General features: G+C 64.1%; 13 protein-coding genes. 9 read left to right on the top strand and 4 right to left on the bottom strand.

Annotated elements, in window-relative coordinates:
• Nucleotides 1–5: 5 nt before the first annotated feature.
• Together ACMX2H_RS03430 and ACMX2H_RS03425 are read left to right on the top strand one after the other, a co-directional pair.
• On the top strand, nucleotides 6–2,906 hold the full coding sequence (locus tag ACMX2H_RS03430) for a helix-turn-helix transcriptional regulator (RefSeq protein ID WP_414958966.1): 2,901 nt from the start codon (nucleotides 6–8) through the stop codon (nucleotides 2,904–2,906).
• Between the two features lie 90 nt (nucleotides 2,907–2,996).
• The gene (locus tag ACMX2H_RS03425) at nucleotides 2,997–4,112 is read left to right on the top strand and encodes a zinc-dependent alcohol dehydrogenase family protein (RefSeq protein ID WP_414958965.1); all 1,116 of its coding nucleotides are present in this window, start codon (nucleotides 2,997–2,999) and stop codon (nucleotides 4,110–4,112) included.
• A 120-nt stretch (nucleotides 4,113–4,232) separates the two neighbouring features.
• Here ACMX2H_RS03425 and ACMX2H_RS03420 read toward each other — a convergent pair whose 3' ends face one another.
• The 4 genes from ACMX2H_RS03420 to ACMX2H_RS03405 all read right to left on the bottom strand — a co-directional run bounded on the left by ACMX2H_RS03420 (nucleotide 4,233) and on the right by ACMX2H_RS03405 (nucleotide 8,195).
• Nucleotides 4,233–4,442 (bottom strand): hypothetical protein, encoded by a 210-nt coding sequence (locus ACMX2H_RS03420; RefSeq protein ID WP_414958964.1) that lies wholly within the window; start codon nucleotides 4,440–4,442, stop codon nucleotides 4,233–4,235.
• 101 nt (nucleotides 4,443–4,543) lie between these two features.
• Nucleotides 4,544–6,097, bottom strand: a complete 1,554-nt coding sequence (locus ACMX2H_RS03415; protein WP_414958963.1) for an amino acid ABC transporter permease/ATP-binding protein — start codon at nucleotides 6,095–6,097, stop codon at nucleotides 4,544–4,546.
• Nucleotides 6,098–6,099: 2 nt separating this feature from the next.
• A complete protein-coding gene (locus ACMX2H_RS03410) occupies nucleotides 6,100–6,975 on the bottom strand; it encodes an ABC transporter substrate-binding protein (RefSeq protein ID WP_414958962.1) in 876 nt (291 codons plus the stop codon).
• A 74-nt stretch (nucleotides 6,976–7,049) separates the two neighbouring features.
• Nucleotides 7,050–8,195, bottom strand: coding sequence for a M20 family metallopeptidase (locus ACMX2H_RS03405; RefSeq protein ID WP_414958961.1), 1,146 nt, complete (start codon nucleotides 8,193–8,195; stop codon nucleotides 7,050–7,052).
• Between the two features lie 110 nt (nucleotides 8,196–8,305).
• Here ACMX2H_RS03405 and ACMX2H_RS03400 point away from each other — a divergent pair, with 110 nt between their 5' ends.
• The 7 genes from ACMX2H_RS03400 (at nucleotide 8,306) to ACMX2H_RS03370 (ending at nucleotide 15,169) form a co-directional block, all read left to right on the top strand.
• Nucleotides 8,306–9,214 (top strand): LysR substrate-binding domain-containing protein, encoded by a 909-nt coding sequence (locus ACMX2H_RS03400; RefSeq protein WP_414958960.1) that lies wholly within the window; start codon nucleotides 8,306–8,308, stop codon nucleotides 9,212–9,214.
• A 120-nt stretch (nucleotides 9,215–9,334) separates the two neighbouring features.
• Nucleotides 9,335–9,967, top strand: a complete 633-nt coding sequence (locus tag ACMX2H_RS03395) for a flavin reductase family protein (RefSeq protein ID WP_414958959.1) — start codon at nucleotides 9,335–9,337, stop codon at nucleotides 9,965–9,967.
• A complete protein-coding gene (locus tag ACMX2H_RS03390) occupies nucleotides 9,964–11,421 on the top strand; it encodes a 4-hydroxyphenylacetate 3-hydroxylase family protein (protein ID WP_414958958.1) in 1,458 nt (485 codons plus the stop codon). The genes ACMX2H_RS03395 and ACMX2H_RS03390 overlap by 4 nt, the downstream gene beginning before the upstream one ends.
• Nucleotides 11,418–11,867 (top strand): RidA family protein, encoded by a 450-nt coding sequence (locus ACMX2H_RS03385; protein WP_414958957.1) that lies wholly within the window; start codon nucleotides 11,418–11,420, stop codon nucleotides 11,865–11,867. The genes ACMX2H_RS03390 and ACMX2H_RS03385 overlap by 4 nt, the downstream gene beginning before the upstream one ends.
• Nucleotides 11,864–12,538, top strand: a complete 675-nt coding sequence (locus tag ACMX2H_RS03380; protein WP_414958956.1) for a DUF1028 domain-containing protein — start codon at nucleotides 11,864–11,866, stop codon at nucleotides 12,536–12,538. Before ACMX2H_RS03385 ends, ACMX2H_RS03380 begins: the two co-directional genes overlap by 4 nt.
• Complete coding sequence (locus tag ACMX2H_RS03375; protein WP_414958955.1) at nucleotides 12,535–13,737, top strand: M20 family metallopeptidase; 1,203 nt, start codon at nucleotides 12,535–12,537, stop codon at nucleotides 13,735–13,737. The genes ACMX2H_RS03380 and ACMX2H_RS03375 overlap by 4 nt, the downstream gene beginning before the upstream one ends.
• A complete protein-coding gene (locus tag ACMX2H_RS03370; RefSeq protein WP_414958954.1) occupies nucleotides 13,727–15,169 on the top strand; it encodes an aspartate ammonia-lyase in 1,443 nt (480 codons plus the stop codon). The genes ACMX2H_RS03375 and ACMX2H_RS03370 overlap by 11 nt, the downstream gene beginning before the upstream one ends.
• Nucleotides 15,170–15,177: the final 8 nt, after the last annotated feature.

Genomic DNA, 15,177 nt, shown 5'->3' with positions numbered 1-15,177 from the left:
AATCCGTGGCACAAACCCGGCTGTACGGGCGAGAGGAAGAGGTGGCGCAATGGCGCGACCTCGCTTCAGCCGTGGAAGCCGGCCACAGCATCGAACTGACCGTCAGCGGCCCCTCCGGGATCGGCAAGACCACAGTGCTGGAAACGCTGTTCGCGGATGCCTCCTCACGCGGCTGGAAGCTGCTGCGCGCCGCCGGCGCCGCCCGCCGTTCGCTGCCCGGTTCCATGTTCTGGCAGTGGTTCGCGCCGCTTGCGCAACAAATGCCGGACCACGGTCCGCCCTTCGACGGGCAGGGCCGGGTGCTGCATTCGTTCCTGACCTCCGCCGGCGGTCCGCTGCACAAGGACGCACTCACCTATTCCGCGTCCTGGGTGCTGCGCTCGCTGGCCCAGGAGGCCCCGGTCATCGCCATGGTGGACGATGCCCAGTGGCTGGATGAACTCTCGCTGCAGTCGCTCTCGGACATGGGGATCCTGCTGATCGGGGCCCCGCTGCTGATTGTGCGCGGGGTGCGCACCGGCCAAGGCGCCGAACGCGGTGACGGGATCCGGACGGACACCCTCCTGTTGGACGGGCACGACGACGGTGCCCGCCACGGTCCGTCCCGAACCGGCACCTCTCGAAAGGGCTCCACCCGAAACGGCACTGCCCGCCACAGCGCTTCCCGCCCGGGAGGTCGGGTGCATTGGCCGCTGGAACCGCTGGACCACCGGGCAGTGGCGGAGTGGGCAGCGCACCGGATACCCACCGTGGATGCCGCGGAGGCAGCCCGCATCCATGCGGCGGCAGGCGGCATGCCGTTCTACGTCGAGGAAATCCTGGAACGCGGCGTAGAAGTCGGGACCGACCGGGCCAGCGCCGAAGCCGCAGCCTTGGAGGACCGCCTCGCCGCGCTCTCGGCCCAGGAGCGGACGGTACTGGACGCCGCCGTCGTGCTGGGGGAGGACACCAGCCAGCAGCTGCTGGCACGGATGACCGGACTGCCGTTGGACGCCGTCGCCCCGGTGCTCAAACGGCTGGCCGCGGCGCGTTTTCTGAGCGCGCTGCGCCCCCGGCCGAGGGTCCAGCATGCGCTGGTGGCCGAGGCCGTGCTCGCCACGCTGGAACCGGAACGCCGGGCCGAGCTGCACGGCCTTGCTGCTGCCGCCTTGCGGGCACAGGGGAGCGAACCGGCCGTCATCGCGGGCCATCTGCTGGCAACCGAACCCGGCGCTGATCCCGCTGCAGCCGAAATCCTGCTTGTCGCAGCCAGCGCTGCGCGCCGCACCGGCTCGGGCGAGCTGGCCGTCCGGATGATCGGACGGGCGATGGCCGAAGAACGGCTGCCGGCCGAGCTCCAGCGCAGGATCCTGATTGAAGCTTCGCTGGCCTATCAGGTGGCCGGCCGCCTTCAGGAGGCGGCGGACCTCGGCCGCCGGGCTCTGGAGATGACCGAGGGAACGCGGGCCCGGGTAGAGCTGTTGATGGAATTTGCCGAGGCGCAGTACGCCATCAACCGGGTGGAGGAAGCCTCGCGCTGCTTCAGCCAGGCGCTGAAGGAACTGGACAACGACGAGCAGCCGGACACCGAGCTCAGGCGCCGCGTGATTGCACAGGCCACCGGCGCGGGCTTCCAGCAGCTGCAGTTTGCATCACAGTACAGCGAGGAGTTGGCGTCCATCCTGGCGCAGGATCCGGCCGAGGACGGTCCCAGCGACCGGATGCTGCTCATCCAGGAGGCCCTGCGGCTGAGCGTGACCGGCACGGATGCCAAGCGCTGCGGTGAACTGGCGCTGCGCGGCTATGCCGGCGGGAAGCTGCTGGCGGAGGTCGGCGCGGAATCCAACATCATCAACTATGCAACGGGCGCGCTCAACGGCTCGGAACAGGATGCCGCCGCCTTGGAGCTGCTGGATGCGGCAATCGCCGAGGCACGGGCCAACTCGTCGCCGATGGCCAACGCCACGCTGAGCTACTGCCGCGGCGCCATCCACCTCAACCGCGGACGGCTGCGGCTGGCGCAGATGGACCTGGAAACCGCCATGCAGGCGGCGGACAGCGGCTGGCGGACCTATCTGGAAGTGGCCTGTGTGACGCTGGCCGAGATCTATCTTGCCCGGGACGACGTTGCGGCGGCCGACGACCTGCTCAAGCGGGTGCCGCTGGAGGAAGAACGGGTGCCGCTGGTCCAGGCCATGGCCCTGCAGCTGCACGGGGTGGTGGCAGCCGGACACGGTGAGCATCAGCAGGCCCTCGAGTACTTTTCCGCGGCGATGGACCTGGACGCCGGCCTGGGCCCCACGTTGAGTCTGTGGACGCGCAGCACGATCGAATCGGCCGCTCGCGCCGGCCAGACGGAATACGCTGCCGCCGTTGCCGCCGAACTGCTGGAGGAGGTCCGGGCCTTCGGTGCTCCCCGGCTGACCGGCACGGTGCTGCGGCTGGCCGCGCTGGCCCAGCCCGGACCGTCCGCCGTGGTCATGCTGCGGGAAGCGATCGCGCTGCTGGAGGCACATGAGGGCAGGTACCAGCTGGCGCTGGCCTTGGCGGACCTGGCGGAGACGTGCCTTTCCTCCGCACACTCCGGCGACTTGCAGGTGTTCCGCACCGAGGCGCTGGCGGCCGCGCGGAAGTCCCTGGTGCTGGCCAACCGGATCGGGGCCGCGGCGGTGGCCCGCCGGATGACCCGGTTGTTGGCGCAGCAGGACTCGCAGCTGCCGTTGATCGCGGAGAACAAGGCGGACCGGCTGACGCCCGCGGAGTACCGGGTCTGCTCGCTGGCGGCCAAGGGACTCACCAACCGCAAGATCGCCGCCGAACTGTTCATCACCATCAAAGCGGTGGAATGGCACCTGTCCCGTTCCTTCGCGAAGCTGGAAATCAGCTCGCGCAAGGCCCTGCCCACCGTGATGGACCCGCAGGATTGACCGCAGCCCGCGCGGGTGTGTCGCCGGACCTCCGGCTACCCGACAACGCGACCCGATAGCCAATAGTTAGCTACCGATCAAGGAGGGCACATGCGAGTTTCCGTGCTGCATGAGGCGGGCCTGCCCCGTCCCTACAACGAGTCCAAGCCGCTGGTCGTCGAAGAGCTCGAAACGCCTGAGCCCAGGCGGGGTGAGGTGGGCGTCGACATCAGCTATTCCAGCCTGTGCCATTCCGACCTCTCCGTCGTCGAGGGCAGCAGGGTGCGACCCCTGCCGATGGCCCTGGGCCATGAAGCCGTGGGCCGCATTGCCAGCATCGGAGACGGCGTGGACGACGTGCGGGTCGGTGATCACGTGGTGCTGGTGTTTGTTCCCAGTTGCGGGCAGTGCCGCACCTGCCTGGCCGGCCGCCCGGCCCTCTGCGATCGGGCGGCCGAGGCGAACGGCAGCGGCGACCTGCTGCACGGCCAGGCGCTGCTGCGTTCTCCCGACGGCGCAAGGATTAACCACCATCTGGGCGTCTCCGCGTTCGCCGACCACGCGGTGGTCGCCCGGGAGACCGTTGTAGTGATCGACGAGGACGTGCCGGACGAGGTGGCGGCGATGTTCGGCTGTGCCGTCCTGACCGGCATGGGGGCGGTGATCAACACCGCGCAGGTCCAAGCCGGGCAGGCGGTGGCCGTTTTCGGTCTGGGCGCCGTCGGCCTGGCGTCGGTGATGGCTGCCCGGATTGCGGGAGCATCGGACGTGATCGCGATCGATCCGAATACTGGCAAGCATGCCGTCGCGCTCAAGGCCGGAGCAACCGCGGTGGGGACACCGGACGAAGCCGCTGCGCTGGCGGCAAAGTCGGCCGGCGGCGGCGTGGACGTTGCCATCGAGGCCGCCGGTTCCGCGCGCGTGCTGGCCGGCTGCCTGGAGGTCACCAACCGGGGCGGCGCTGTGGTGGCCGTGGGCCTCCCGCACCCGTCCCAGGAACTCAGCGTGCCGGCCCTGCAATTCGCTGGCATGGGGAAGCGCCTCTTGGGTTCCTACATGGGCGATGCCGTCCCGAACCGGGACATTCCCCGCTACCTCGAGTACTGGCGGCAGGGCCGGCTGCCCGTCGAACTGCTGCACACGGACACGTGCCCGCTGGAGCAGATCAACGAGGGCCTTGAAGCCTTGGCCCAGGGGCAGGTGGTGCGGAGGCTCTTCAAGGCCTGACGGCGGATTGGAATTTATCGCGGGGTGATCAAGGTTGCGTTCTTGCGATCTGCATCCTGTATCCGCCCCAAGTCCCCGATGGGCACTAAGCGTCGGCTCCGACTCGCAGTTTCCGGGTGCCTAGGTCCGGGCTTCCAAGGTGACGCCGTAGGGGACATCTTCGCGGAGTTCGACGGCGAATTGTCCGGGGCCTTGCTTGGTAACCAATATGCCGCAGCGGCGCTCCTGTCGGGCCAAGTGTTGGAGCTCGTCGACCACAATGTTTAGCATCGTATCGGCCTGGTCGGGGGTGAAGGCGGTTATTGAGCGGGAGTGCAATGCGGTGGTCATTCGAGGTTCTTTCCACTGGCTAGTTCTGTTCGGGAGGCGTGATTTGCACAGACGAAAGTGCCCGACTGGCGGCGACCAGTCGGGCACTTTAAGGTTGCTACTTAGCCGACGACTGGAGTCTGCGCAGTGACAGGGACATCTGAAACTGATTGGACGAACCGCTTGATGCGCGGCTCCGCATCAGGGCCGAACAGCGCTTCCGGCGGGCCCTGCTTTACGACCCTGCCTTCCTCCATAAAGACCACCCAATCGGCGACGTCGCGGGCGAGCTTCATCTCGTGCGTCACGATGACCATGGTCATGCCCTCCCGAGCTAGGTCGGCGATGACACTGAGGACTTCAGCCACTAGTTCCGGGTCCAATGCCGATGTTGGCTCATCGAAGAGCATGACCGAGGGCTTCATGGCAAGCGCGCGGGCAATGGCAATCCGTTGCTGCTGGCCGCCCGAGAGCTGATGCGGGTACTTCTTGGCGTGGGAGGCCATCCCGACCTTGCGGAGCAGTTCCATGCCGAACGTCTCGGCTTCGGGGGTTGCCATCAGGCCCAGCTGAACAGGCGCGAGCGTGATGTTTTCCAGCACCGTTTTGTGCGGGAAAAGATTGAACCGCTGGAACACCATGCCGATGTTGCGGCGCTGTAGCGAGATCTCCCGGTCGGAGAGGGCGACGATGCGGCCGTGGGCGCTGCTCTTGTTCCCGACGACCTGGCCGTTGATTTCGATAGTGCCGCCGTCGGCCGGTTCAAGATGGTTCAACGTGCGGACCAGGGTGGTCTTGCCGGAGCCCGATGGCCCGATGACCACCACCACTTCGCCGGCGTGGACGTCCATGTCCACGCCCTTGAGCACTTGGTTTCCGTGGAAGGATTTGGTGACGCCCTGGGCCTTGACTAGCTTCTCACCGTCGTGGGGATGCCTGTCACGGCCGCGGACCACCCGGCCCTGGACGGTGACATCGGGATCGCCATGCAGGGCGGGACGGCGTCGGTTGACGTCGAGTTTCCGCTCAAGCAGGGCACGCAGCCGGTCAAAGATGGTGACCAGCAGGACGTAGAAGATGGCGACGGCGAACAGTGTTTCCAGGACCATGAAATTCTGCGTGTACAGGCGCTGTCCGACGAGCAGGATCTCCTCGAGCGAGATGACGCTGGCAAGGGAAGTGAGTTTCAAGATAGAGACGAACTCGTTGCCTAATGCCGGCAGCGCGATCCGAAATGCTTGGGGGATCACGACTTGGCGCTGCACCCTGCCGTAAGGTAGGCCCAGGGCCCGGGCTGCCTCACGTTGGTCAACCGAGACGGAGAGCAATCCGCCGCGATGGATTTCCGCCATGTAGGCTGCTTCGCTGAGAACCAAGGCGATCAGCGCGGCGTTGAAGGACGAGCCGAGGACCACCTGTGTAGCGGGAAACACCTGCGGGATGTTGTAGGCGAAGACCAGAAGCACCAGCAGTGGAAGGCTGCGGAAGAGCCAGACGTAGGCCCCAGCGACACCGGAGAGGATGCGGGAGCGGGATTCCTTCATCAGGGCCAGCCCGATGCCGGCCAGGTTGGCGATGACCCAGGACAGCAGGCTGAGTGCTACGACGAGACCGGCGGCCCGCCAGAGATCGGGGTTGGCAAAGAGCGAGAATGTATAGGCCCAGTCGAACGTCATGGCTATGCCTGCTTCAGCGATTCTTCGAGGACTGCCGGGTCGACGGGCTCAAGGTTGTACTGCTTCAGCAGGTCATCGTAGGCTCCGGACTCCTTCAATGCATCGATACCCGCTTCGAGGGCCTCCTGCAGTTGGCTGTTGCCCTTTTGCACGGCTAGGCCGACGGCGATCGGATAGATGAGTTCGTCACTGGTGACCGTGATGCGGTTCTTTGACTTGTCGGCCACTGTTTTGGCTACTGCGGCGTCTGTCATCTGGGCGTCAACTTGGCCGGCGAGCAGGGCCTGCGTGGCTTCCGGATCGGTGGGGAACTCCTTCACGGTGATGGCGGGCTTGCCGTTCGCCTTGCATTTATCGCTCTCGGTGGAGGGCAGGAGCTTGGCAATCACGGTGGCGGTGATGACACTGACCGTTTTGCCGCAAAGATCCTGCGCGGCGACCAGCGGTTCCTTGCCCTCCGGCGTCAGGATGGAATTGCCTGTCTGGAAATACGGAACGAAGTCCACCTCCTTGTCCCGACCTGCGGAGACGTACAGGGTTGAAGCGATGACGTCATAGCGGTCCGCCTTGATGCCTGCGACGATCTGGGCGAAGCGCGTGTCCGTAAATTTGGGTTCCAGACCCAGCTCTTTGGAAAGGGCGTTCATGAAGTCCACATCAAAGCCAGCCGGTTTGCCGTCCACCAGCATGTCGTAGGGCGGGTAGGTCAAGTCGCTGCCGATGTTGAGCTGGCCTGGCGTATTGGTTTCGACCTTGCTGGCGCCCGCAGCCGCTGTGCCCTCGGGGGCTGCGCTGGTGCTGCCACTGCAACCGGAGACGAGCAGTGCGATTGTTGCGGCACCACCGAGCAGGCCGGTGAGCTTGGCTGAAGAATTCATGGAAGTACCTCTCTCGGAACTACTCGGATACATGCGTTTGGACGGCTGTTGTCAGTGCGGAGTGCGGCTTCTGCTCAGCTGCACCAGTTGTTGACCGCGTTGTTGTAGATTTCGATGATCTGCCGGTATTTCGCTAGCTCGACCCACTCGTCCGCCCAGCTGTAGGGCGGTGTCCCAGGACCGACGTTCACGGACGGAATCCCGAATTGCTTCAGCGGCACCATGTCCGTCCAGAATTGGATGCCTTGGTAGACCGGCGACTCTCCGGTTTGCCGAACAGCGTCAGCAACAATTCGGGAGATGGGGGAGTTCCGATCGATCTCGTAGGGCAGGCGAGGGCCGCTGAGCCAGTGGTCGCTGAATTCCACTGAGGCTTCGATACGGGGATCGGACTTTTTCAGGTCGCCGATCATCTGCTCCACCTGGATCTTGACATCGTAGGGATCCTGGGACGGCAGCAGGCGGATGTCACAGGTCATTTCGCAGCGGTCCGGTACCTGATTGTGTTTGGTGCCGCCGCGGATGGTGCCGATGTTCAAGTTGGGACCCCCGGGCAGGTCGGGATGCGGTTCATAGGGCATGACGCCTTCGAGCTCCCGCATGGCCCTCAGGATAGGCTCCATGGTTTCAATGGCATTCAGCCCCATTTCCTTGGCAGAAGTGTGTGCCTGCTTGCCGAACGTGGTGATCTTCAGGTAGGCGGCGCCGCGGTGGACTGTCCCGATGGTGTTGTCGGTCGGCTCGCCGCAAATGGCCCCGTCCGCCGTGAAGCCTGCTTCCAGGAGGGAGCGTGTTCCTACTCCGCCTTCGAAGTGGCAGGACACGCCTTGGAAAATGACGTCTCCTGCCGGGCGCTCACCGGAGGTGGCGATTCGCCGCATCACTGCCAGCGCCGCCGTCGTCGCTGCTTTCATGTCGGCTATGCCGCCACCATAAATGCGGCCATCCTCGACTCCGGGCTTGAACGGATCACGGGTCCAGTCGGGGGACATTTCGTAGATGTCCAAGTGGCCATTGAGTATCAGTGACTTGCCTCCGCCAGTGCCACGGATCCTGCCGCCTACACTGGGCCGGCCGAGCATGGAATCAACAAGCTCGACGTCGTCGACCCCCCAGGTTTCCATCTGGCTGCCCATGAACTCGGCGAGTTCCTTTTCTTTGCCCCACGTGGAGTCGATGGCCAAGGTGTCGAAGAGGAGAGTGAGCTCAGGGTCGTTCATGGGGGGGCTCCTAGGAGAATCCATCGGGCGTTGAATGATTACATCGACTATGCAGGGTGCACTACATCATGTAAAACAGATGTATTCGAAGAAGGGTTTCGGTTAAATCGATGTCTAGCGTCACCTTGCGGCAACTTGAGTATCTGATCGCTGCTGCCGAAACGGGCAGTGTCACCGCGGCGGCCACCAAGCTCTATCTGTCGCAGTCGGCTGTCTCCACGGCCCTGACCGACCTCGAAATGTCGCTCGGAGCGCAAATCTTTGTGCGACATGCCCGGGGTATGTCGCTCACCAGCGTCGGTCAGCAAGTTCTGGTCGACGCGCGTCGGTTGCTGGCCGGAGTAGAGGACTTGCGCAATTCCGCGCGGGAGACCAGCGAATCCCTCTCCGGCCGGCTGGTTGTGGGCTGCTACAGCACGCTGGCGCCGATTCTGTTGCCGCGGATTATTGCGGACTTCACGGAGGCGCACCCCGGCGTCGACCTCAGCTTCATCGAGGGCTCGCACGCCGAGCTCGAGGAGAAGCTGCGCAGTGGCGCCCTGGACCTCGCCATTCTTTATGATTACGGCTTCACTGGCCGCCAGCAGGGCCGGGACCTGACCAGTACGGTGATCATCTCGACACCGCCGTATGTGATCCTGCCCGAGCACCATCGGCTGACTCAGCGACCGAGTGTCAGCCTGGCGCAGCTGGTCGAGGAACCGCTTATCCTCTTCGATTTGCCGCCCGGCGGGGACTACTTTCTGTCCTTCTTCCAAGCGGAGAACCTCTCGCCAAACATCCGCTTCCGGACGACCAGTTTTGAAATGGTTCGGGCGCTGGTCGCTCGTGGCATGGGCTATTCGATTCTCAGCCAGAGGACAAACATCAACATGAGCTACGAGGGGCTGGGCTTTGTGATCCGGGAGCTCGACGGCGGCCATGGCGGACTCAACGTGGGCACTGTTCATTTGTCGGGAGTCCGTCTGACCCGCAGGGCGACGGCCTTCATCGATCAATGCCGGCGTTCACTGCTCTGACGTTTCTCAAGGATTGCTGGGACGTTTCGAGCGCTTTTCCGGGCCATCGATTTATCTGATACCTGAGGCCGGAATCTTCTGTTGGACACATGGCTTCTGCTCGCTCCAAACTGATTGCAAGTGACCGCAGCAATCGAAAAGGAGCATGCGATGTCAACCCAAAGCAAAGCCACTGCCGTCCCTACTGCGCAGGTCCGGGCCCATGATCCGTTCATCGCTGCCATGGGTGCCGTGGCAACGGGCGTTACCGTCGTCGCAACGGATGGGACCGCCGGCCGCTATGCCCAGACCGTGAGCGCCATGTGTTCGGTCTCGGCCGATCCGCGCCTTGTCCTGGTCTGCATCAACTCCCGCAGTCCCATCAATAACGCGATTGCCAAGAACAAAGCGTTTACCGTGAACGTTCTCGGAGGCCAGCATGACCACGTCGCCGACACCTTCGCCGGCCGTCCCTGGCCGGGCAAAGAGCCATGGGACTTCAGCTGTGGTGAGTGGACAAATGCCCCCTCGGGGTCTCCGCGGATTGCAGATGCGGTAGCCAGCTTTGACTGCGAAATTCACGAGGTCGTGGAAGCCGGCACCCATCTGATCTACATCGGCCATGCCCTCGACATTGAATCTCATGGCGGGGAGCCGCTGATTTACAGCGCCCAGACGTATGCAAAGCCGCAGCCCGTGCCGCCCTCAGTTTTTCCCGACTATCCAGGGTCCGGACCCACCTACGGACCGTATAAGAAAGAGAGCTCCAAATGATCCGCACCGGAGATGAATACCGCGACTCCATCCGCGACGGACGGCAAGTATGGATTGATGGAGAGCAAGTCAGCGATGTGACTACTCATCCGATGTTCAAACCGATTGTTGATGTCCGGGCGAGGATCTACGACCTGGCGCATGAGGCCGAGTCGCAGCAGGTCATGACCTATGCCGATGAGGAGACCGGCGAACTCAATGCGATCGCCAACAAGCTGCCCAAGACCCGGCAGGACTGGATCGACAAGCGTGCCGCAGTGGACCTGGTCCAGCGTGAAGCCGGCGGCGTTGTCACCCGAGTGGGCGACGAGACCATTGGCGAAATGTGGTCGCTCTACGACGGCCAGGACGTGCTCAACGAAGTGGATCCGAGGTTCTCCGAGAACATCCGCCGGCACATCTCCCGTTCCATCAAGGCAGATCCGTTTCATGTTTCGGCCAACACCGATCCCAAGGGCGACCGCTCCAAGGCCCCGCAGGACCAGGACCCGGACATGCTGCTGCATGTGGTGAAGGAGACCGACAACGGCATTGTGGTCCGCGGTGCCAAGTATGAGACGGCCGCCGCCTACTCCAACCAAGCGTTCACCAAGCCGACCATTGCCAACTGGGGAAACAGCGAACTCTCCGAGTACGCCGTCGGCTTTGTGATGAACATGGGAACACCCGGACTGAAGTTCATCTCCCGGAACGGCTTTGCCAGCAAGGCCCCGGCCGCGGACTATCCTCTGGCCAATCGCGTGGATGAAGTCGAGTCTTTGGTGGTTTTCGACGACGTCGAAATCCCCTGGGAGGACGTCCTCTTCTACCGCCACACCAAGGCAGCCGGTTTCATTCGCTCTACGCTGCACCGCTACAGCGCCTTTCCCTTTGTGCAGCGCACGCTGCACCTGGCCGACCTGATGATCGGATCGGCGCTATGGAACGTGAAGCAGACCGGATTGGAGAAGCAGCAAGCAGTACAGGAAAAGCTGGCCCAACTGGCCTGTTACCGGGAAACCATCAACGCGCACTTGACGGCGGCCATTGCGCACGCCGAACCCAGCCCTGGCGGACTGCTGATGCCCAACCAGTCACTGCTGTACACCGGCCGCGTCACCGCACTGAGCCAACTGCCGGCCATGATGCACATTGCCCGTGAGCTCTGCGGCGGACAGATCTGCATTACGCCCGACTCGGCGACCTTCAACAATCCCGAGGTCGGAACCTGGCTGGAGAAGTTCTACTCGGTCAACGACAACTGGGTGGCCGAGGACCGCCGCCGGCTGCTCGCCTTTGCCCGTGACCTGCTCAACAGCGACTACGCCGGCCACCGGCTGACGTTCCAGCTCTTCGCACAGTCGCCGCCTTTCGCCCAGCTCGGTGCTGTCTACCGGAACTTCGACTGGGACGGTCCGCTCGATCTGGTCAAGTCCGCTGCCGACCTCTCCGAGAAGGTCAACGGGTCGCGATGACGGTAACCCATACCCGGATCCGCCCGTTCAACACCAGGGAAACCTATCCCGAGCAGAATCTAGACAATGATCTGTGCCAGGCGGTGGTCGCCAACGGGGTGGTCTATCTCCGTGGCCAGATCGGGCAGGATCTGGACACGCGGGAATCGATAGGAATTGGCGACGTCGAAGCCCAGGCGGAGAAGGCGATGGCCAACATAAAGATGTTGCTGGAGGAAGCCGGCAGCGCCTTGGCTGACATCGTCAAAGTCACCGTGTACCTGATCGATCCGAGGTACCGGGAGCCGGTGTACCGGACCATGGGCAAATGGCTTCAGGGTGTCCACCCGGTGTCCACCGGCTTAGTGGTCAGCGCCTTGGCGCGACCGGAGTGGCTGGTAGAAATCGACGCCACCGCCGTCATTAGCAACCGCGAACAGCAACTACCCCTGAGGAGCCAATCATGACGTTTTCCCTCGTGGCACGAGATCCCGCATCCGGTGCATTCGGCATGGTCGTCACTTCATCCAGCCCTGCAGTGGCCGCCCGTTGCGTGCATCTGCGTCCAGGCGCCGCCGGGGCGGCCTCGCAGAACGTCACCAATCCCGAACTCGGGACCAAACTGCTGGACCTGGTGGAGTCCGGGGCAGCCGCCGGTGATGCGATGGCCAAGCTGCTTGCCCAAGAGCCGAACACTGCCTACCGGCAGCTGAGCCTGGTGGATAATCAGGGGCGCACGGCCGTCTTCAGCGGAGCCAAAACCCTGGGTACGCACCGGACCGTCGAAGGCCCTGCCGCGGTGGCAGCCGGCAACCTGCTCTCCGCCCCGGGTGTTGTCGACGCCATCATGGATGCTTACACCACCGCAACGGGCGAGTTCGAGGACCGGCTGCTGGCCGGCTTGCTCGCTGGACGGGACGCCGGCGGGGAAGAGGGGCCGGAACATTCGGCGGGCCTCGTTGTGGTCGATCAGGTGTCCTGGGCGGTGACCGATCTGCGCGTGGACTGGGCAGAAGAGGATCCTATTGGCCAGCTGGCCGAGGTTTGGAAGCTCTGGGAGCCGCAGAAGCACCAGTACCTGACCCGCGCCCTGCAGCCGGACGATGCACCCAGTTATGGCGTTCCGGGGGACCTGTGAAAGACCTAAAGGACGTCGCAGCCGCACGGATTGATGCACACTCCGTGCGGCTGCTCGGACTCTCGCACCGCTTGCACGCTCACCCCGAAACGGCCTGGCAGGAAACGCAGGCGGCAGCGTGGATTTCGGCCGAACTGACCGGTGTGGGGTACCAGGTCACGCGGGAACTCTGCGGGTTCCCGACGGCGTTTGCCGCCACCTTGGGGAGCGGTCCCCTGCGACTTGCCATCTGCGCCGAGTACGATGCGTTGCCCGGACTGGGTCATGCCTGTGGGCACAACATCATTGCCGCCTCTGCCGTCGGGGCCGCCGCGGCGCTGGCCCCCGTGGTCGATGCCCTCGGCGTGACGATAACGGTCATCGGCACCCCGGCCGAAGAAGGTGGGGGCGGCAAAATCGAGTTGATGGACCGCGGCGCCTTTGACGGTTTGCACGCGGCCATGATGGTCCACCCGGGTCCGCTCGACGTGGCCCGGGCCGAGCCGTATGCCGTCTCGCACAGCAAAATCCGGTACCGGGGGAAGGGGTCGCACGCGGCTGCCTATCCGGAGCGCGGAGTCAACGCGGCCGATGCCTTCACCGTGGCCCAAGTGGCTATCGGACTGCTGCGGCAGCAGGTGGAATCCGGTGTCCGCGTCCATGGAGTGGTGACCAACGGGGGAGATGCTCCCAACGCCATCCCCGAAGTGACCGAAGGTCGGTGGTACGTCCGTGCTGAGTCCCTGGCGGAACTGGCCGTGCTAGAGGAACGGGTCCGCAAGTGCTTTGAAGCGGGCGCCCTGTCCACCGGCTGTGACCTGGAGATCGAGGCGGAAAGCCAGCCGTATGCGGAGTTTTCCACGGATGAGGCGATTCTGGATCTCTACGTGGCCAACGCCACTGGGCTGGGCCGGAAGTTTGTTTCCTCCGGCCCAGATATGCGGATGAACAGGGCCTCCACGGACATGGGAAACGTGTCCCAGCGGATTCCCGCTATCCACCCATACATCGGCATTGATTCACTGCCGGCCGTGAATCATCAGAAGGAGTTCGCCGCGCACTGCATCACGGCCGCGGCAGACCAGGCCGTCGTCGATGCCGCCAAGGCCATGGCCTTCACCTGCATTGATATTGCCCGCAGCGCCAAGCTGCGCTCGCGGCTGATTGGGGCTGCGGAGCCGACCGACGCCATCAGCAAGGAGCCGCTTGATGTCCACTGAAATCCGCCGTGAGCACGACCTGATCGGCTGGCTAGACGTGCCGGCCGAGGCCTATTACGGCGTGCACACCGCCCGCGCGCTGAAGAACTTCCCGATGACCGGCGTACCCATCGGCATTCACGGGCATTTTGTGAACGCGTTGGCGGCGGTGAAGGAGGCTGCGGCGGCCGCCAACAAGGATCTAGGCCTGCTCGATGCAGACCGTGCGGACGCCATCATCGCGGCATGCCGGCTGATCCAGAGCGGGAAGCTGCACGACCAGTTTGTGGTGGACTCGCTCCAAGGCGGGGCCGGTACCTCCACGAACATGAACGCCAACGAGGTCATTGCCAACCTTGCACTGGAGATCTTGGGCAGCCAGCGCGGCAACTACGCCGTACTGCATCCGCTGGACCATGTGAACTTGGGCCAGAGCACCAACGATGTGTACCCAACGGCCCTGCGAATTGGCCTCCACGGGGCAGCGGAGGAACTGCTCGCGGCGATGGCGGGCCTGCGGGGTTCGTTTGAGCGGAAGGCCGCTGAGTTCAAGGATTTCCTGAAGATGGGCCGTACCCAGCTGCAGGACGCCGTTCCGATGACCCTGGGCCAGGAATTCAAGACCTTCGCCGTCATGCTGTCGGAAGACGAACTGCGCCTGGAGGAAGTAATGGCACTGATCCGGGAAGTGAATCTGGGCGGAACCGCGATCGGCACCGGGCTGAACTCCCACGGCGAATACACCCAGCGGGCCTGCGCCCACCTGGCCCGCATCAGCGGCGTCCCTGTCACGTCGGCCGGCGATCTGATCGAAGCCACGCAGGACGTGGGTGGACTGGTCCAGTTGTCCAGTGTGCTGAAGCGTATCGCTGTCAAACTCTCCAAGGTGGCCCATGACCTTCGCCTGCTTTCGTCAGGGCCACGGGCGGGCCTCAGCGAAATTGATCTGCCCGCCGTTCAGGCCGGGTCCAGCATCATGCCTGGAAAGGTGAACCCGGTCATTCCCGAAGTGGTGAACCAGGTCGCCTATTCGGTCATTGGCAACGACGTGGTGGTCACGATGGCGGCCGAGGCGGGCCAACTGCAGCTCAACGCCTTCGAACCTGTGATGGCCCGGGCGCTCTTCGAGAGCCTCGGAGAGCTTCGGGCCGCCTGCACGGTGCTGGGCGAACGCTGCGTGGACGGCATCACCGCGGACCCGGCCAAGCTGCTCGGCACCGTGGAGCAGTCCATCGGCCTGGTGACGGCGCTGGTTCCCTACATCGGCTATCGGAGCGCCACGGAGGTAGCGCAGGAAGCGATGGCATCGGGTTCCAGTGTGGTTGAGGTTGTGAGGGCCCGCGGGCTGATGACCGAAGATGCCCTTGACGGAGTACTCGGATCACCGCACCTGCTCACGGCGCCTGGACTGCGGCATGCCGGCCTGCCCCTGGACAGCACCGTCTTGAATTGACACTGCCC

Origin of the sequence: Arthrobacter sulfonylureivorans (assembly GCF_047607445.1) — a bacterium.
Classification (GTDB): Bacteria; Actinomycetota; Actinomycetes; order Actinomycetales; family Micrococcaceae; genus Crystallibacter; species Crystallibacter sulfonylureivorans_A.
The sequence above is the reverse complement of the archived record's forward strand: the minus strand, read 5'-3'. Positions and strand labels throughout refer to the sequence as shown.

Bases quoted from the DNA above. Each gene is read 5' to 3' on its own strand.
- ACMX2H_RS03380 (WP_414958956.1), top strand. From the start codon at position 11,864: ATGACGTTTTCCCTCGTGGCACGAGATCCCGCATCCGGTGCATTCGGC.
- ACMX2H_RS03385 (WP_414958957.1), top strand. From the start codon at position 11,418: ATGACGGTAACCCATACCCGGATCCGCCCGTTCAACACCAGGGAAACC.
- ACMX2H_RS03420 (WP_414958964.1), bottom strand. From the start codon at position 4,442: ATGACCACCGCATTGCACTCCCGCTCAATAACCGCCTTCACCCCCGAC.
- ACMX2H_RS03400 (WP_414958960.1), top strand. From the start codon at position 8,306: ATGTCTAGCGTCACCTTGCGGCAACTTGAGTATCTGATCGCTGCTGCC.
- ACMX2H_RS03370 (WP_414958954.1), top strand. From the start codon at position 13,727: ATGTCCACTGAAATCCGCCGTGAGCACGACCTGATCGGCTGGCTAGAC.
- ACMX2H_RS03410 (WP_414958962.1), bottom strand. From the start codon at position 6,975: ATGAATTCTTCAGCCAAGCTCACCGGCCTGCTCGGTGGTGCCGCAACA.
- ACMX2H_RS03390 (WP_414958958.1), top strand. From the start codon at position 9,964: ATGATCCGCACCGGAGATGAATACCGCGACTCCATCCGCGACGGACGG.
- ACMX2H_RS03415 (WP_414958963.1), bottom strand. From the start codon at position 6,097: ATGACGTTCGACTGGGCCTATACATTCTCGCTCTTTGCCAACCCCGAT.
- ACMX2H_RS03405 (WP_414958961.1), bottom strand. From the start codon at position 8,195: ATGAACGACCCTGAGCTCACTCTCCTCTTCGACACCTTGGCCATCGAC.
- ACMX2H_RS03425 (WP_414958965.1), top strand. From the start codon at position 2,997: ATGCGAGTTTCCGTGCTGCATGAGGCGGGCCTGCCCCGTCCCTACAAC.